We start from the raw sequence: 20,223 nt of genomic DNA, 5'->3' as shown, positions 1-20,223 counted from the left end.
ACTTTTTGTTCCCACTATCAAATTGACAGTTTATTTAAGAATACCTTGCCGCATATTTATTAACTCCTTGTATAATACTGAATCTAATTATATTCCTTAACCCTTTATTTGTCAAGCTGACAAACTAAAGCAGAAAAAGCGGCAGGATTTCCCCCTGCCACTAATCATCTGTTTATGCAAAAATAATTTCCTTTTCCACAATCTCCCTCGCACAAGCCCTTATGTTATTGAGGCATCCTGTCCATTCTAAGGCGTTTTCTGCCTTTAGCTGTTCCGTTATGCCCTGTGCCTGTTTCATACCCTCTATGAGCCTTTCAAAGCGTTCCTGTGCCTGTCTGTTGATGTCGGCAAGGTAGGCGTTTAGCCTGCCGCTTGTAAGAAGATTGGTGTATGTAACTTTACGGTACTGTTTTAGATAATCTAAATGCCGTTGCCCCCAGATGCCTATTGCCTGTTCTTCTTCGGCGGGTACAGTTAAGCACGGTATCAAATAATCCCCTTGCCTTTCGTATTTGCCGCCCAGTTCCTCAAATAATGATTTTGCCATTGTCTGTTACCTCCACATTCTTTTTTATTTTGAATGTCCGCAAAATCCGTCCTACATCTATGGGATTACTTGGAAGATTCCAGTGCATAATCACACGACAATAATTATGAAAATCCAATCCTTCCTGTCCGATTGATGTTGTGGCGAGCACAAATGGACGCATTGGTGAGTTAAAGGCATTTCTGATATTTTCTTTACGCATGACTACCTTGGAATTATCTCCTGCATCCTTTGTAAATCCAACTGCATAACTCGACCTTATTCGACATCCATCACTCTTCCTGTCAGCTCCGTTAATACGTTTTTTGAAATCAGGATAAGTATCAGCGATATAGGTGGCTGTATGTATCTTCAATGAATCCATCATCATGTCATGCACAATCTGATACTGATTTCCATCCGACTGAAAACCTGCTGTTTCTTTCAGCATATGGATATATTCATCAATCATTGCCTGAAAACAGCCATCTTTACAGTATTTAAGTACATTCTGCCAATGGGAATTATCATCCCTGCATCTGCCATAAGCAAGATCAATGATAGCTGTTGACTCCGGCAAATTGAAATTATTGACAAATACCTTTGCAAGCGATGTTGCTCTGGCTGTGCTTCTTCCATTAGAACGATAAATGCATATTGCTGGCGAACCCAGTACCATATTTACCAATGTTTCCAGAAGATCCTCCGGCTTTCTTCCAAGATGAATCTCCTCCGGGGCATCCAAATAACTTCTTAGCTTATCAATATGAGCAATAAAGCCCTTATTTCTCTTATCCTTTGAACTGCTTCTGACCTCAGATGTTGTATCCTCTTCGTCTGTATTCATTTCCCACACAATATCCTCTATCCAATGCTTTGCATAGATGACTCCATCCATGAGCATCGGTGCAAGATAATACCACCTGGCATCTTCCTTATTGTTACCCGAATCACCATACTTTTCTTCGATTATCGCAAGCTTCTCTTTCAGTTTCAGCCGTACAGATTTCTCTATTACTTCTAATGATTCATGATTATTCAATGACTCAATCGGTAAATACATATCAGAAAGTGTCTTTGAAGGATAAAGCAGTGCAAACAGACTCATGCCTCTTACTTCTCCATTTGAAACATTAAACCTGAGCCTTGCCACCGGGTATCGTCTCGAACCTTCCGCAAAATACCCCGTATTCTTCTTATCCTGATTCTTTATCTGATGTACCAGTTTTCCAACTGTAAGTCTTTCCGCCTCATAGGAAACAAGCGCACCTATCATTCGTGGAACCATCTCCCATGCAGAAAATACAAGTATTTTTGAAAAGCCTTTGCTGTTTTTATATGCTCCCTGCATCTCATAATATGGCAGTGATGGAGGAATCCACAGATATTTTTCTGCACCGCCGGTAAATGCTTTTTCTTTCAGTGCCTCAAGCCTTGCATTGGTTTTCGGCAGTTCATCATATTTATTGATTTTATTGCGATTCAGCCACAAGAGACATTGTTCTCTTTCACTTCCAAATTCATCTGGATGTTTTATATAATATTTTTCAATCTGCTCTTTAATCTTATATTTCTTCATAAAGGACATAAGATACGGACAGCTCTTTGCATAATCTACCGGTAAAGAATGATTTGAATCCGTTTTTGACAACAATCGTGACATCTGTATATAGGAGTTTATGTCATTTTCATCTATTTGCAAATGATGCTTCACGCTGCTGTCATCCGTATAATCACCGGAATCCATGACAGATATACGCTCTGTCCTGCTGACTCCCTGATACATGGCATTTTCTGCCAGCTCCTTCATACGGATAATTGCACTGTCCCCTGCCTTCAACTCACTTAGAGCATGGGAATAATTCTTCCACACTTCCTTAAATTTAATGTCTTTGACTTCATCATCAAAAAGAAAGTTCATAACCTGAAAAAACTCTGCATAATGCTCATCAAGCTGATTTTCATCTATCTCTTCAAGGGTAGAATACAATTTATATGGTGTAGCCGACAACAGAAGTACCCTTGTATCATGTCCACTAAGGAAACTGTGTGCAAGAATACCAAGCTCACTGTCATCGGATGACAAAAGAAACTTAAATCTCTGAAACTCATCCATGATTACCAGATCCGGCTCAAGCATAGATACACTGATTCTCGCAAACATCACACGAAGCTTATCTTTTTTTGCTCTTTTATATTTCTTGGATATGCAATATAGGAATTATTCATAATTCCCATTGTTACAAATCCCATTGTAGTCTCATGAGTTTGCGATTTTATTGATTCTGTAAGTGCCTGCAAATAATAATATGAAAACATCTTGTCCATATCCGAAACCAATTTAGTTTTCCAAATGTGATAATGATAAATCACCTTTTCTTCATTCCAAATATATGGTCCATATGACATTGACCAAGCATAAATCAAATCTCCCTTTTCACAATACTTATCAGGCTCCAATTCTAAACTTGACGAATACCAAACTGGATTTGAAAATAAATTGCCCACCCTCAAAATTCTATAAGTTCCATCTTCTTCGAATTCATTATCCTTAAATGCACGTCCATTTATAAGTGTAAATCTATATTTCTGTTTACAACAATTCCAATCTTTTGGTATCTCTCCAATCCATTCTACTCCGCTATCTCTCATCTCTCTCATAGGTCAAATACCTCCTCAAGACTTCCAGATAATTCTATCTCTAAATCCATAATCTCTGTCATGATTTCTGCAGATGGTCTTGGTGCTTCATACTTGTAGAAATATCTTGTAAACGGAATCTCATATCCCACCTTTGATTTTTTCTCATCAATCCATGCATCTGGTGCAAATGGCAATACTTCCCTCTCAAAATATTCTTTGATATCCTCTTTCAAAGGTACATTTTCTGTATCTCGAAGATTTTTATCGGGCTGTTTTTTACCTTTTTTTAGAACAAGATTTCCCTCGTCATCACGGAGCGGTCTTTCTACTGTTATCTTTGTATAACCAAAATCCTCGTTATCGTAAATCTGGCTGATTTCACTCGCTTTAAAATCACCATATATCTTTGTAATCTCAGCGATATCCTCCTCAGATATATCATTTCGCTTATTTCCCAATGCTTTTCTTCTCTTCACAAACATCTCATTGGCATTGATAAGCTGTACTTTCCCCTCTCTGACTGTACCTGCCTTTTTATTTGACAATACCCAGATATAGGTTGCAATTCCTGTGTTGTAGAAAATATCATTCGGTAAAGCAATGATTGCCTCAAGCAAATCATTTTCAAGGATATGTCTTCTGATTTCAGAAGGTCCGCTTCCTGCATCTCCTGTAAAGAGTGGTGAACCATTATGAATGATTGCAATTCTACTTCCACCCTTATCAATATCTTTCATTTTTGATATTGCTGTCATAAGGAAAAGCATCTGTCCATCGCTTGCAGCCGGAAGTCCTGCTCCAAATCTTCCTCCAAAGCCAAGCTTAGCCTCTTCCTCTACTTTTGCCTTTTCATTCTTCCATTCACGTCCAAACGGCGGATTTGAAAGGATATAGTCAAAGGTACTGCCTGCAAACTGGTCATCCGATAATGTGTTTCCGTCCTTGATATAATCAGCATTGTTACCCTTAATCAGCATATCAGCCTTACAGATTGCAAATGTCTGGTCATTGATTTCCTGACCGAACGATACAAGCTCTGTAGATGCATTCAGACTATGTAAATATTCCTCTGCTACAGAAAGCATACCTCCGGTTCCACAGGCAGGATCATAAATTGTCTTTGCCACATTATTGCCAGAAAGGATGTCATTATCATCATAGAAGAGAATATTAACCATAAGTTGGATAACTTCTCTTGGAGTGTAATGCTGTCCTGCATCTTCATTATGAGACTCAGAGAATCTTCTTATAATTTCTTCAAAAATATATCCCATTTCAAGGTTAGAGATTTCATTCGGATGAAGATTTCCTCTGTCTGTTGTATATTCCTTTAAAACAATATACAGAATCCCCTTATTTGCCATCGTTGTGATGTGTCCATCAAACTTAAATTTTTCCAGAATATCCCGCACATTTGCTGAAAATTTATTCAGATACTCTCTAAAATTCTCCTCAATGTGGTCAGGATCATCCATAAGTCTTTCAAATGTATATTTACTTGTATTGTAAAAATCCTTTTTTGAAGCCTTACGAAGTAAAATATCTTTCATTGGAAGATTCTTTACTTCATCGTATTTCTGTAATACCGCATCCTTCGTATCTGAGAGAATACAGTCAAAACGTCTGATTACTGTAAGTGGTAATATAACATCTCCATATTCATGTGGTTTATATACACCGGTAAGCTTATCTGCTATTGCCCATATTAGGTCTGCTTTCTGATCTATTTTTGCACTTCTCGTAGCCATTTACATTTTCCTCCATAAGGTAATTTACTTTTCTTTGTTATCTGGTACATAGTCAATCAAATCTCCAAAGTTACAATCCAACTCTTTGCAGATTTTTTCCAAAACAGATAGTTTCACCGACTCGCAGTTTGTCATCTTTGCTATTGTACTGGAGCTAAGACCAGTCTTGGCACACAAATCTCCTTTTTTCATTCCGTGGTCAATTAACTGTTTCCATAATCCATTATAACTAATTGCCATCCTCTTTTCCTCCGTTTAATGTGCAATCAATATCAAAATTATTTTATCACACAAAAAACTCCTTGTACAATTCGCATTTACAAATATCACATATCTTTTTTCAAATATTGAATATCTTTTTTAATTTATTCACAAACCTTTTGAATTTATCTGCTACAGATACTCTTTTCCTAATTGGTGTGGTTAGAAGAAAAACATCTCCAATCTGCTTTCATTATAACGTTCAATCCATATTTACGCATTAAAAAAGGATGCAGGGATTGACTCCCTACATCCTTCATTAGAATTATAATATTATACTTATCTCACACCCCGATCAGCCCCTCTCTCCGGCTTATCTTTTCCCTGCTTTTCTTGAATAATCCTCTTATTAATCTCAAGCCGTTCATGAATGGATAATTTCTTATCTTTTCCAACTACCGCCTGCTTCTGTTGTACCTGTTTCCTATCTGCTTTTCCTGCATCCTTGACCACTGCATTCGCTTCGGTACTTGTTCCCCGCTCATCTGCTCTTCCTTCATTTCTTTCCGTTATCTGCTGTTCTCGTCTCTCTTTCACACCTTTTTCTTCCAGATTGCAAAAGCTCTGCAGATACGGAAGCACATGATTCTGCATGTCTGTCAGATCTTCCATATATTTTTGGAACTCTTCACTTCCTTTACCTTTCTGGTAATTGATCCAATACTCATCTGTAAGCTTCATTTCATTATCATACTTCAACTGACTCACAATACCGCCATGTCCATTTCCAATATCTATTGACTTCTTGAAATGATGCAGCATCTGTTCACCTTTTTCCGCATAATATACAGTCACATATATCTTTGTGATTTTTGTAGGTTCCTCTGTCTTCGAATCACGTTTTGCATACCATTCTTTATCCATTTCTGCTGTTTTTGCATCCAGCTCGGATAACTTCTGACATCTTGGATTCATGAGAGCACTTTCTTCACAATAGTTTACATACACCATTGGTTCCAGATTCTTTGGAAACTCCGGCTCATAGACTTTCAGTCTTTCAATCAATACACCTGCACGCACAGACTGGTCACATTCTTCGTCTACAATATCCTTCAGATAAGAAATATAAGAATGTGTATTGCCACTCTGCAAATCCAACATCACCTCTTGTACCGTATTTTCTCCCGTCTCCACATTATCTCGATACTCATACGGATCAAAAGCTTCTGCAATCTCATCCAATGCCTCTGCCAACTGTTCTGTGGTCATCTTCTCTGGATACATTGCTTCCCGAACATCCCGCATTGGTACATACTTATAGTCCGGCAATGCATCATGAATTTTCTCAATCCCTTCCCGTATCAGTGCAAGTTCTCCATAAAATCGAACATCGTCCATCAGATTTCCAAGTACTGTATTTCCTTTTACGATTGCAAATTCAGCATCATCATAGTAACTGTCTTCCGGATCACGATAGATAATCCCCATACTGCATACTCGATAGGCATTCTCAGGATTCTCCCTATATTTTTCATAAACCGCAGCAATCTGATTAACATCGGTACTTTTTTCATAAGCTCCCATATCATGGAACTCATCACATTCTGCGGCAAAGTATTCCAGATACGGTTCTTTCTTCGGTGGCATATTATTGAGGACATTATCAATCATGTTATAATTTGCCTCTTCCAGTTCTTCTACCTTTGCCAATGGCTTATATTCGCCCTGGCTTTTCTGAATCTCTGCCATTACAACCTCATCCATTTCTTCTACCTTTTTCATCAACTGATCATAATCCCCACGGATGCGTTCTCCAGTCCATCCTTCGTCTTCCAAAAGTTCCTCTGCCGCTTCTTCAATAGAAATTTCACCATTTTCATAGACGCCACCATCCATCAGGCGGAAATCTTCATCGTAAAAGGAATAATCATATCCTCCTTCTGTTCTCTGAATAGCAAAGTAACGTTCTCCTACCTCATATGCCAGTTCACTAAGAACCTGTTCTTCCAGATTCAGGAAAGAATCTAGCTGTTCAAAACTGATACTGTCTACAAAATGAGCGGTTACCTTTCCCCCCTCATTCAGAACTACGATATCACTGACAGACAGGGAATGTCCTCGAAAGTCTTCTGGTCTGTCGATGTTGAATCGTTCAAATATATCATCTAGCGACATATTTCCAAATAATTCTCCCACATAGACCAGTTCATAGTCTTCTTTTTTAATCTGCATCCCGTGACTTTCAATGAAGCTCATATTCATAAACGCATAGTTTTCACCTGGCAAACCATCTCTTATTTGATAAATACCGAATGTTCGTCTTGTCCCTAATAGCAGATTTGCCTCTTTCAAAGACTGAATCTGCGGATATTTCTGCATCTCCCATTCCAAATTGCGGAATCGTTCCAGTTCTTCTGTAGACATCTGATAATGCTCCGGACCTCGTTCAATCTCCATTCGCTCTGTAACATAGATTGGTGATGAAAAATTGGTAATCAGATAGATATCTGCTCCGGCATCATATAATTTCAGAGCTTCTTCCTGTCCAATCACATTCATCGGCTCCTGAAATGCTCCAAAATCTTCATCTGCATAATCCAGATCCTGATCCCTTATCCGTTCCCACATCTGTGATTCCATGCCAAACAGCCCTTCATGTGCCTGTATCATTTCTTTACTTGCATACTCTCCCTTGCTGCCATCACTACCCAGGCAATAGATTTTAGAACCCATTCTGTGATAATCCAGGGCTGCTGCTTTTCTAAGCGGCACCATATCCTCTGCTGTATATCCATAATCCCGAAGTTCCAGCTTGCCTATGGTTGGATCTGGTAAGTCCTGAATATCCATTTGGGCATCATCCAGAAGTTCCTCTACTCTATCTTCATCTGACCGATTGACTGCATCTGCCAGATTTCTTACCAGCGTCCTTACTTTCTCTTCTTCGCCAACCAGATTTGCATATTCAAAAATCTGTTCTTTTACGTCCGCTGGAATTGCTATTCCCATGTGTTCTGCACGGTCTATTTGTTCCTGTGTATATTCCTGCATTTTCTGCGTTTCTATTCCTGTTATCATGTTTCTCGCCATATAAGTTCCTCCTGTATTCCCAAAAGTGGCATAACCGGCAGAACATTCTTTCTACCAAATTATGCCATCTTTCCTGTTTTCTTATTCCAGACCGAAGTCCCTTTTTCTATCTTCCCTGCCATTCTCGCTTTCCCGCTGGCTTTTTTCTTTATAAATCTGCAATTTCTCATGGATAGAACCACGTGCCGGTCGTTCTTCTTTCTCTTTCGATTCTGACTGCTCTGCTTCTGTGTCTTCCCGTTCATCCATATTAAGAAGGGCATTTAGTTCTGACAGTCGCTCCAGTTTCTGGTTCAGTTCCTCTTCTTTTGTGAATGGCTTTCCAACTTCCTCTTTGGCATTTGTAAGCTGCTCCTGTACCGTTTCCAATCGTTGCTCCGCTTCTGCCAGTTTCTCCGGATAGCTTTCCAGAAGATTATTGATACGGGTGATATTTCCCAGGGCATCTGCTCCCAAATGAACTTTCGATACCGATTCATGCTTCACAGACAGGATAAACTCCTTACTCCAGCTGTCGAACTGGATTCTCATGTTGAATCCCTGATAGTTTCCGATATCCATTGCTGCATCGACTGCTTTCATGTCCTTGCAGACTGCCAGTAGTGCCGCTCCTGCTTCTTTCTTTTCTGTAAATACTTTGCCGCTGATCTCCATGGAAAACTGTTCTGGATCTGTGATTTTATGCTCCTGATAATGGGCAATATCCGCTTTGTAGCTATCAATAGTCTCGGTCAATTTTGCAATCTGCTGTGGAAAATTTCTTGCAATATCATCTTCCAGACGGTACTGGTTATTCATGTGATTGGCTTTTAAAAGTTTCAGTTTTGCCACATCCACGTCCAGTGCCATCTTTTCTTTTACTGCCGGATTTCCAGTTGCCAGTGCCTTAACCTCTGCATAGGACAGTGCCGCTTCGTCCACATCTTCGCAGCTTCTGACCGGTGCTTTGCTCGTCATAATCTGGGAGATGAACTTCTGTTTATTTTCGATCAACTGCCACATGTAGCTGTCGAAGGTGGATTCTGTCACATACCGAAAGATATGAACCTTTTTATTGTGATTTCCCTGCCGGATGATACGTCCTTCCCTCTGCTCCAGATCAGACGGTTTCCAGCCAATATCCAGATGATGCAGAGCAATCAGACGATCCTGCACGTTGGTACCGGCACCCATCTTTGCTGTTGAACCAATCAAAAAACGAACCTGCCCAGATTTTACTTTTCCAAACAGCTCCGTCTTCTTTGCTTCGGTATTTGCATCATGAATGAATGCAATTTCTTTTTCCGGTACACCTTTCGCCATCAGCTTCTGTTTCAAGTCATCGTAAACATTGAAACTGCCATCGCCTTTCGGTGTGCTCAAGTCACAAAAAATGATCTGCGCCGATTTCTGTACAACTGTATCTTTCCAGATTTCATAGCTTTTTTCTGCACAGACCGACACTTTACTGCCCGGATCGTCTGGCAATAGTTCATTGACCAATCGCTGATCCAGTGCCAGTTTTCTTCCGTCATTGGTAATTTTCAGCATATTGTCTACACTAGCATCTACGCCACCGTTTCTTACCACTTCCGCACGCTCTCCTAGGCTTGCTACGATTTCTTTCTGCTGTTCTGTTGGTTTCAATACTACAGTTTCGTATTCCGCTTCCGGTACTGGAAGATTCAACTGATCCGAAGTCTTGATATCTGCAATCTCCTTGAACATATTCATCAGTTCCGGGATATTATAGAATCTGGCGAATCTGGATTTTGCTCGGTATCCGGTTCCTTCCGGTGCAAGTTCAATGCTGGTCACAACCTCTCCAAACGTGGATGCCCAGGAATCAAATAATCCCAAGCCCATATTCTGTAATTTGCTGTTCTGCAGATATCTCTGCATGACATAAAGTTCCGTCATGCTGTTGCTGATCGGTGTGCCCGTTGCAAAGGTAATGCCTTTTCCACCGGTAATCTCATCCAGATACTGACATTTATTAAACATATCTGCTGATTTCTGTGCTTCGTTCTGGGCAATTCCGGCTACATTTCTCATTTTTGTATAAAGGAACGCATTTTTATAACTGTGTGCCTCGTCTACATACAGATGATCCACTCCCAGTTCTTCAAAGGTAACTACATTATCCTTTTTCTCTTTCTGATTCAGCTTCTCCAGTCTTGTCATCAGCGTTTTTCTGGTCTTTTCAATCTGCTTTACCGTATAGCGGCCGCCATCCTGCTCATATCTTGCACTCTGGATTGCGATTTCCAGATCGTCAATCTGCTTCCGCAGCATGGCTTCCTGCCTCTCATCAGAGATTGGGATACGCTCAAACTGGGAATGACCGATGATAATCGCATCATAGTTTCCCATAGCGATTCTGGCACAGAACTTTTTCCGGTTCGCCGGTTCAAAATCTTTCTTGGTTGCCACCAGGATATTGGCTCCCGGATATAACTGCAGGAACTCGGCTCCCCACTGCTCTGTCAGATGGTTCGGCACGACAAATAGATTCTTTTGTGATAATCCCAGACGTTTGCTCTCCATTGCAGCCGCTACCATCTCGTAGGTCTTCCCAGCTCCTACTACATGAGCCAGAAGCACATTATCCCCGTAAAGCTGATGTGCGACAGCATTTTTCTGATGTGGGCGAAGTTCAATTTCCGGGTTCATTCCTGGGAAAGTCAGATGACTGCCATCGTATTCACGGGGACGGATACTGTTAAACCGTTCATTATAAACTCTTACCAGTCTTTCACGTCTCTGTTGATCTTTGAAAATCCAATCCTTAAATGCTGCTTTCATGGCATCCTGTTTCTGTGATGCCAGCATAGTTTCTTTTTTATTGAGGACACGAATCTCATCCCCATTTTCATTGACACTCTTATCATAGATACGAACATCTTTCAGATTCAGTGTATCTTCCAGAATCCGGTAAGCATTTGCCCTCTCGGTTCCATACGTTGCATAGGCAAACGCATTTCTTGGACTGTCTGCATTTTTCCCGGTAATCCGCCACTCACCATTCACCTCAGAATATTTTACCTGTATCTCCTTCTGTGCAAGATACCACGGAGTATGAAGCAGTTCCCTCATAAAGTCCTGATAATCCGATGGTTCAATCCAGGTTGCTCCAATCCTTACTTCGATTTCAGATGCTTCCAGTTCTCTTGGCTGAACTGCTTCCAATGCACGGACATTCGGTGTGAATTCCGGGTGATTCTCTGCAAAGGTTCTTGCTGTGTTTAACTTCTCCCTGACATTTCCAGATAAATACTCATCTCCACTCTCCCACTGGTCTGTCAGTGGGTTCTTAAATATAACTCCAACCAGTTCCTCCGTGATTTTTTCTTCTGTCTTTCCTGTCAGCTGTGCCATATAGGACAGATCCACCTTTGCTCTTTCATTCAATGATAATGCTAAGGCTTCTGTCGCAGTTTCCACACTGGTTACCGCCACTGCCTTTTTGATGGTTCGTTTCGTAAACATGTCTGCTTTTCGCTTCAATGTTCCATCTTCGTTCAGGTCTTCCAGAGAACACAACAGACAATAAGAAGCGTCATCAGAAAACGCCCGCTTGTTTGCATTACTTCCGATGACTCCATACTTTGCTGTGTAAGCATCATATACTTGATTCAATTTCTCCTGCTGTTTGTGAATTTCTTCATCTGTTACGGATTCTTCCATCTGCATGGCAATCAGTTCACGCACCGTGTCTCGGATCTCCACCATACCTTTTACACGTTCTGCAGTAGCGGCAGGCATCTTTACCTGATTCATCAGAGAGTTAACACGGTAATATACCTGATCATCTACAACCGCATAACTGTAATTACGAACATTCGGATCTGCCGGGATACTCTCTGGTACATCATCCAGTTCTGCATCCACATCAACTGCAGGTGCCATATTTCCATGAATATTCCTGACAGCTTCTGCAAGCTGGACTTCAAGATCAGCACCTTCTATCGGCATACAGGTTGTTTCCATACCATACGGACCGGATACCTCTTTCATCTCACCCAGAATCATTTCCGGATGGTCTGCAAAATACTGATTGACCGTAATTCCATTGGCATCACTTCCAAGATTCACCCACTCCGGCATCTCTTTTGTCATGCTGTCACGCTTCTGGAAGAATAAAATATCTGCACTGACTTCCGTTCCTGCATTTGCTTTGAATGCTGTGTTCGGCAGGCGGATGGCTCCAAGGAGATCGGCACGTTCTGCCAGATACTTTCGGACTTCCGGTGATGCTTTATCCATGGTTCCTTTTGTTGTGATCAAAGCTGCCACACCACCCGGACGCAACTGGTCGATTGTCTTTGCCAGAAAATAATCGTGAATCATAAAATTATAGCGGTCATATTGCCTGTCATTCACTTTATAAGCTCCAAATGGCACATTTCCGATTGCCACATCGAAGAAATCATTCGGATAATCTGTCTTCTCAAAACCTTTAATCTGGATATTGGCATCTGGGTAAAGCAGTTTTGCAATTCTACCGCTGATACTGTCCAGTTCCACACCATAGAGTTTTGACTGGTTCAGCTTCTCAGGAAGCATTCCAAAGAAGTTACCAACACCCATGGATGGCTCCAGGATATTTCCTTTTGTAAATCCCAGATTTTCCAACGCCTGATACATACTTTCAATCACGATTGGCTGTGTGTAATGGGCATTTAAGGTAGAAGCTCTGGCTGCTGCATATTCTTCCGGTGTAAGGACTGTCTTTAATTCCAGATATTCCGTCTCCCATGCGGATTTTGTTTCATCGAAAGCATCAGCAAGACCTCCCCAGCCTACATATCGGGATAAAATCTCCTGTTCGTCTGGTGTGGCATTGCGGTTTTCTTCCTCGCATTTCTTTAAAAGCTGGATTGCCATGATATTAGCACGGAACTTTTCCTTTGGTGTTCCCTGTCCCAGTTCATCATCTGTGATATGGAAGTTTGTTGCTGGAATATCAGACTGTTCTGGTGTTATATCTTCCTTTTTTTCTGCATCTTCTACTGCTTCCGGTTGTGTCTCAACTTCCGACGGTTCCTGATTTTCCTCTCGTATTTCCTGCTGATCAGAGCCTTCCTGCTCCACTTCCAAAGCCTGCTGAGCTCCTTCCAGATCCGCCTGTCTCTGTGCTTCCTGCCGTTCTTCATACTTTTCCAGTTCTTCCGGTGATAAGAAATCATCGGTGCGAATCAGCTGACGGACACGTTCTGCAACCTTATTCCACTTTAATAGAACTTCTACATCTGGACTGCCAATCTTCCCTTTCGCAAGTTTTAATCCTTTCGCATCATGGGAAGCATCGGATTCATACGCTCCCGGTATCCCAGGTGCTGCTCCACCTGTACCATACTCATTTTTCAGAAACTCAGCTGCATCCTTTATATCGTGATGTTCCATGAAATACTCATAGATCCGATTCCGTCCTCCGGCAGTGATCCCGCCTCTTCTAAGGACTGCATCTATCTCATCCTGTGTGATAAAGGAAAGGGCCGGACGTTCGACCGTAAATTTCTGGTCTACCCAGGAACGCTCCCTCTGGAGATCCTGAAAACGCTGGAAATATTCCGGATTATGCTGAATCTCCCACCTGCGATAATCTTCTGGATTCTCATCCATATCTTTCTGCAGCCATTCAAAGCGATGGGCAATTGCATCTGCTTCCGCTGAATCTGTCCAAGCTTCCCGCACGACATCCTGCCAATCCGAATATGATTGCTGCTCCTCCCGGTTTCTGCTGGTATCCCGAAAATGGAGTGCAAGAAGATTGGTCATTTCTTCCTGCTCCTGTTCAATGGCGTTATTGGAAATCAGATTATCCACGTAACTTCTATCCTCATACATATCCCGGATTCTGTCCGCCGCTTCTTCCCACGTAACCATGCGATCAAAGTTTCTTCTGGCGGAATCTCCCCGTCGGATACGGATACCATCATTGTCATACCAGATACTGATTTTCTGTCCATCTATGGTAAATCCTTTTCCACCTGTTTCATATTCCTCCTTCAGGAAGTTCTGCATTTCTTCATTATCCAGACCTTCAATCAGTCTTGCCGTAATATGAAACAGTGTATTTTTCTGTCCACTTCCCGTGCGGAGAATATCATCTACTACTTCATCAGAAATAAGAAAAGCGGCTGGCTGTTCTAATGCAGCTGCCGCTTTCCTTATTTCTCCTAACTGTTCCTCTTCTGTCGGGAACAGACTTAATTGTAAATAATCTCCTGAATTACCAGTTCCTCTGCCTGTGCTTTGATCTGGTTCATGTGTCTGGTCCATGCCATCCCGTCTGCCATTTTGTCCGGTGCCGGGTTTTTCTCCAGAAGTTCTGACATCAGGTTGTCTACTCTCTGCCTTGCCTGGCTGTCGATTTCCATCAGATGACTGTCCAGACGGTTCTGTAAGGTCAGAATGTTGAATCTGGCTACTTTGTGGTTTCTCAGATACTCTTTCCTCATCAATCCGTACTTCCCGATCGTTCCTCTCGTCTCCTCCAGACTGATATCCGGAATCTGGTACTCTCCATTCTGGCTGTAAGTGATCTCTCTCATGCTCTGTTTCCTCCTTATTTTCTCCTCTATCTTCTGTGTTCCTTGTTTTACTTTCACGAATTAACGTGTTAAATTCATTATAAGCTACTTCTTTTTCTTTTGCAACCGTTTTCAGATCTTTTTCCAAGTCATTCAACACATATCGTCCAATCTGCATCAATACCGGTCTGCTGATCTCATTCACAGAACTTCCAAGGTGTCCAATAACCTTTAACTGGTTAAAATCTGTAATATGACGAAAATCCTCTGCATCAAGATATTCCTGCACATCCAGTCCGCATCGGTTCAGTAACACATACCAGACACTGTTTGTCATCAGTTCCCGGAACTCCACTTTCTGATTCTGTTCATCCAGATCTTCCAGAAAAGTGCCGGCTACATCCATTTGCAGTTCGTCGAAAGCATCCGGCAACCAGGCCTGCACACTTTCTTCTGCCGCCTGGTGAAGAACCTCTGCTAATCCTCCCTCTGTTGCTTCCAGTGCCAGCCGCTCCTGCAGATAATCTGCCACCAGTTGTTCTCCTTCTGGATTAAGATTCCATAACTGCGGATCTCTGCCCAGATTTTTTACCTTATAAGTATCCTGCACATCAAAAACATATCGGAGTTTCGTTTTTGGTCCGGATGTGTTATCTATCAGGGCAATTCCTTTAGACCCCTTTTTAATCCATCGGTACATCTTCTGGTTCCAGATTTCCATGGATGCCACGGCTGTTGCTCCCGGACGCTGTGCATAGATCAAGAGCTGTTCCGGAAAAGTGTACCGGTACAGCCTGGATGCAGTATTTAGAAACCGCATCCATTCCTGCGGATTGGCAGCAACATCCTTTGCCACTTCCTCCGTCAGAAGTTCCATTGCATATAATTTATTTGCCATCTGTTACTCCCTTTCTTCTTCCCACTTTTCTTCTACAACATCGGCAATCCGTTCCATTGCCCTTGTCATAGAAGGAAAATTACTACTGTTACTTGCTTTTCCAATCTGATCAATAAGAAATTCCGGCATATCTGCAAGTGCTCCGGCAATCATAGCCTTTACCCGGATATCCTCCAGCATAAGAAGCTCTTTTACACCAAATTCTTCACCAAATACATCCTGATATCTCCGTAAGTCATCCAAAAGATATTCCGGTTTTAAATCTCTATCCATTTCCTTTCTTTTATCATCACCATATAAACACCAGTCCATATTCTTTTCTCCTCCATCTTCATAAAATTAGGGACTGCTCACACAGTCCCCTCAAAATCATCGTTATTTCTCGTTATAATACTGAGGCAAGGTCTTTCGCCCTATTCTTTGGGATTGTATCTGTCCCTTTTGCTTTGATCTCCGCCTTGGCTTTCTCCAGTTTTCCATGGATTCCACCTTTTGCTTCTGTTCTCCCAGTTGCTTTTTCTGCTGCTTTTTCTTTCTCCAGACGTGCTTCCCTGCGTTCGGCATTTTCCATAACTGCTGTCTTTCCATCACAGAACTGAACCTTATCCGAAAGCTGTTCCTGCCTCTCTACCTGCGTCTCATTGACTTCCTGTACCATGGCATTTAATTCCGGTACTTCAAACATTCCGTTATCAGGAAGAATCAGCACCTCATGAATTGAAGAGGGAAGAACAAAATAATCACTTCCCAGGCATTCACCGATCTGCTTACGAATATCTTCCTGCAGTAACAGTGATGCACCATTCATTTTTTGTGCATTTGAAAGACAGAACATTGGATTTTCCATTGCTTCAACATTCAGTTTTTCATTCAAAAGATTTTCTGCTTCTTCACCAAAAATCATGGATTTTATCATTTCATTCATGTCCATCAAAACAACACCACGATTTCTGTCTGCCGCCACTGCATCTGCCTGGATTTGTTCTGCTGTCACACCCCATTCATTCATAAGATTGACAGTAACCGGAATACTACCAATTCCTCCCTCGTTTTCTTCCACATTCACTGCGTAATATGCTGCAAAATCTCCATGTTCGGTAACAACTTTATCAGCCAGGCGTTCTTCATTCCATTCCCGGTCACAGATTCTCACCTGTAATTTGTCCTTCATTTTTTCATAATCCAAAATATCCGGAAGACCCATATTGATAAATGCCGCTTTGTCCTGCACTTCAATACGCATATCTGCCACATCACCCACACAGGAATCCAGATTTTTTCCATTGACATATTCCATATAAAGAGAATCCAGATATACCATCGGCACAGCTCTTTGATCACCCTGTGGAATTGAAATGCCAGTCAACCTTAATCCATTATTTTTTGCAACTTCTTCAATACGGATTTCTCCATTCTGATATGAATCCGGCAAATAGTCTTTTACATTATCTTTGACATATTCATAAAATTCTTTTCTGTTCATCATACGCTTTTACCCCTTTCTGATCATGTGATGGTTCATTCTTTTCCTGCTGACCATCTGCTCGGCTTTTTTCTGATAAGCCATCATTCTTTTTAAAGTTCTCTCCTGGTTCTTTCTTGCTTCCTGTCTCTTTTCCATTGTTTTCATCATATTTTTCTGTCCCTTTCTGTGAATTTTTGTATTTTAAAGGGAGCCCTGATTCAGGGCCCCCTTTACTGAGGATTACTGTTTTCTGATTTTCTTTCTGCTGATATAAAGTCCTGCCATGCCTCCGGTAGAGATAAGCAGAAGCAGAATCGGCAGCCAGATATTTGTGTTATCTCCTGTCTTCGGTGCATCTGATACCTTCGTCTCTTCATGGGACTGCGGCACATCTGGTGTGCTTGGTGTTTCCGGAACTTCCGGTTTCTCATTTGTCAGATTGAAAGTAACTTCTACAACCGGCGTACTGTCGTCTGCGTAGGCAAATGTCACTTCATGCTTGGTCTGATCCAGTGTGTATCCATCCAGTGTTTTTGTCTCCACCAGATAATACTTGATTGCTGTATCATATTTGCCGTTCTTGAATGCGGCAATCTCATACAGCTTACTCTCGGCATGACCGGCAGCATCTGTTTTTAAGGTTTCCAGGACCTTTCCTTTGCTGTCACGGAATTCAAATTCTACTCCTTTCAGCGGTTCCCCAGATGATTTATCTGTCTTATTGAGAATGACTTTTCCCTTGGCAGTATCATCTTTCATAACCACTTTCTGGATTTCTCCAGTATCCTTCACCTCAAATGTCACATCCGATGTCAAAAGATATCCTTTTGGTGCCTGTTCCTCTCGTAAGGTGTATCTACCAATTGGCAGTTTTTCAATATAGTGTGCCTCCTCTGTGGAAGTCCAGCTCTCTACTACCTGATCGTCCTTATCAAGAATCGTTAGTTTTGCACCAGGAATCTCTGTATCTCCTGTGATATCTGTCTTGCTGATCTGAACCTTGGTCACATCATCTTTCATCTCATGCTTCTGAATCTCAGCTGTATTCTCAACCGTAAAGGTAATGCTCTCTGCAGTAACATATCCGTCTGCCGGTTTTGTTTCCGTCATGGTATACTCATTACCTACAACAAGTTCTTTGATCACATGAGATTCTTCTGTAGAAGTCCATTCATCCACAACATTTCCATCTGCATCCGTCACTTTCAGGTGTGCACCTGGAAGTTCTTTGCCTGTGGTCAGGTCTGTTTTTGTCAGTTCCACTGTGGTCGGCTGATTTTCAAACGTAAAATCATAGCTTACTTCTGCCTGATCTTCTCCGGCATATTCAAAGGTAAACTCCTGCACTTCTTCCGTTGTCACAAATCCGTCCGGTGCACTGTTCTCTTTTACATAATATTTTCCATCTACTGGAAGATCTGCCGCAAAAGTGATCTGTCCTTTCTCATCGGTTGCTTTCTGCTCGATGAGGGAATCTTTCTCAAGCAACACATCTCCGTTTACATTTTTGATATCTTCACTGGTATAAAGGCCGAAGACGCCGCCTGCAAGAACACGGTCTGTATCTTTTTCTTTCTTCAGAACAGTAACCTTTACTTTCTGACGGGTATTCTGCCATTTTTCATCATAAGTGATTACCGGTGTGTCCTGATCACGGTAGGAAAGATCAACATATCTCGGTTCTCCATCCAATACATAGCCATGGGCAGTTTTAACTTCTTTCACATAGTATTTGCCTGCCGGGAGATTATCCATCTGTGCAATACCATTGGAATCTGTAGTAATAGTTCCTACTTTTTCATCTGCTTTGTAATAATCTTTGCTGACACCATCTGCCGCTTTGATATCTTCCGCAGCAAATACATCGAAAGTCACATCTGTAAGGCTTCCGGTTACATATTCGAAGAGATGCTCCACAGTGCCTTTTACATTGTCCAGAAGTGTCACTTTATCCAAAAATTCTCCATTTTTGTTGATGATTAAAAGTCCTGTCGGCACTTCATCTTTCATCTCTACCTTCTGAATCTCTGCGGTATCTTCCAGTGTGAACTTCACATCCGTTGCTTTCAGATATCCATACGGTGCGATTTCTTCACGAAGGGTATATTCCTCCCCAACGGTCAGTCGTTTAATCACATGTGGCTGGTCTTTTACAGAAGTCCACTGATCTACGACATTCCCCTCTCTATCAAGAACGGTGAGTTTTGCTCCATCCAGTTCCACACCTGTTGTCACATCTGATTTTGTAATTTCAACCGTTGTCGGCTGATTCTTCTTCACTGTTTTCAGTTTTACTGTCTTCACGTCCTGTCCCTGATAAGAAGCATCCAGATTCAGAACTTCATCGGAAGAAACGAATCCTGCCGGTGCCTTTAACTCTTTTACATAATACTGTCCGAGTGGCAGATCCAGCGTACAGGAAGCAATTCCATCTTTATCAGAAGTCATTTCCTGTAACAGGGTATCAGCGTTGACAATGACTTTGCCTTCTGCTTTGATATCATCTTTGTTATAAATGCCAAAGACTGCACCTTCTACCGTTGCTCCGTTTTCTGCATCCTGTTTTTCTACCTGGATTGCAACTTTCTGTCTGTCATCACCAACAGTCACTTCCTGTTCGATCACAGGTGTATCCTGATCTGCATAGACAAATGCTACATCCGATCTGTCATGGTTCAGAACAAATCCTTCCGGTGCTGTTTTTTCTACCACATAGTAAGAACCAAGCGGCAGGTTATCTGCAACTGCTTTTCCGTCTTCCCCGGTCGTTACCGTTGTTACCAGAGCATCTTTTGCATAAATCAGCTGTCTGTTTCCATTTTCATCTTTCTGATAATCCGGTGTGTAGATATTTTCCGCTGCATAGACGTTAAACTCTGCACCTTTCAGATATTTTTCTTCATAAACAAAATCCTTTTTGAATCCACTCAGCATCTCACCTTTTTTATAGATCGTCAGCTTTCCTTTTACCGGATGATTCTCGTAATCAACTGTGATAATGGCATCGCCGCTTTCTGAATCCATCTGATAAGCAGTGTTTGCATCAACAGCAATCTCCATATAATTCTTGTTGATTGTGTACCCTTCCGGTGCGTTGACTTCCTCAATCCGGTAATGTCCGATCTTCAGATTCTTCG

The 20,223-nt window shown here is 41.6% G+C and carries 11 protein-coding genes; all 11 read right to left on the bottom strand.

All coding sequences use genetic code 11. The features are described 5' to 3' along the window. Positions 1-172: 172 nt before the first annotated feature. The gene (locus WMO75_RS07785; RefSeq protein ID WP_001129922.1) at positions 173-547 is read right to left on the bottom strand and encodes a TnpV protein; all 375 of its coding nucleotides are present in this window, start codon (positions 545-547) and stop codon (positions 173-175) included. Further along, positions 528-2,690: a hypothetical protein gene (locus WMO75_RS07780; protein WP_405595498.1), complete on the bottom strand. Its 2,163-nt coding sequence runs from the start codon at positions 2,688-2,690 to the stop codon at positions 528-530. The genes WMO75_RS07785 and WMO75_RS07780 overlap by 20 nt, the downstream gene beginning before the upstream one ends. Beyond that, positions 2,690-3,187, bottom strand: a complete 498-nt coding sequence (locus WMO75_RS07775) for a restriction endonuclease subunit S (protein ID WP_114002933.1) — start codon at positions 3,185-3,187, stop codon at positions 2,690-2,692. Before WMO75_RS07775 ends, WMO75_RS07780 begins: the two co-directional genes overlap by 1 nt. Further along, positions 3,184-4,917, bottom strand: a complete 1,734-nt coding sequence (locus tag WMO75_RS07770) for a type I restriction-modification system subunit M (RefSeq protein WP_114002932.1) — start codon at positions 4,915-4,917, stop codon at positions 3,184-3,186. Before WMO75_RS07770 ends, WMO75_RS07775 begins: the two co-directional genes overlap by 4 nt. Before the next feature lie 24 nt (positions 4,918-4,941). Next, positions 4,942-5,157 (bottom strand): helix-turn-helix domain-containing protein, encoded by a 216-nt coding sequence (locus WMO75_RS07765; protein WP_028086451.1) that lies wholly within the window; start codon positions 5,155-5,157, stop codon positions 4,942-4,944. A 300-nt stretch (positions 5,158-5,457) separates the two neighbouring features. After that, positions 5,458-8,208 (bottom strand): YodL domain-containing protein, encoded by a 2,751-nt coding sequence (locus tag WMO75_RS07760; protein WP_114002931.1) that lies wholly within the window; start codon positions 8,206-8,208, stop codon positions 5,458-5,460. Positions 8,209-8,289: 81 nt separating this feature from the next. After that, positions 8,290-15,621, bottom strand: a complete 7,332-nt coding sequence (locus WMO75_RS20105) for a helicase-like domain-containing protein (protein ID WP_118440695.1) — start codon at positions 15,619-15,621, stop codon at positions 8,290-8,292. Between the two features lie 3 nt (positions 15,622-15,624). Continuing rightward, positions 15,625-15,933, bottom strand: a complete 309-nt coding sequence (locus WMO75_RS07750; RefSeq protein WP_026648905.1) for a hypothetical protein — start codon at positions 15,931-15,933, stop codon at positions 15,625-15,627. 73 nt (positions 15,934-16,006) lie between these two features. Beyond that, complete coding sequence (locus tag WMO75_RS07745) at positions 16,007-17,107, bottom strand: DUF5688 family protein (protein ID WP_026648906.1); 1,101 nt, start codon at positions 17,105-17,107, stop codon at positions 16,007-16,009. Positions 17,108-17,113: 6 nt separating this feature from the next. Then, on the bottom strand, positions 17,114-17,254 hold the full coding sequence (locus tag WMO75_RS07740) for a hypothetical protein (protein WP_164651566.1): 141 nt from the start codon (positions 17,252-17,254) through the stop codon (positions 17,114-17,116). Positions 17,255-17,326: 72 nt separating this feature from the next. Beyond that, on the bottom strand, positions 17,327-20,223 hold a 2,897-nt coding region (locus WMO75_RS07735; protein ID WP_349077897.1), incomplete at its 5' end, for a SpaA isopeptide-forming pilin-related protein.

This window comes from Blautia intestinihominis, from assembly GCF_040096655.1.
Taxonomy (GTDB): domain Bacteria; phylum Bacillota; class Clostridia; order Lachnospirales; family Lachnospiraceae; genus Blautia_A; species Blautia_A intestinihominis.
This window is presented reverse-complemented; position numbering and strand designations above follow the sequence as displayed.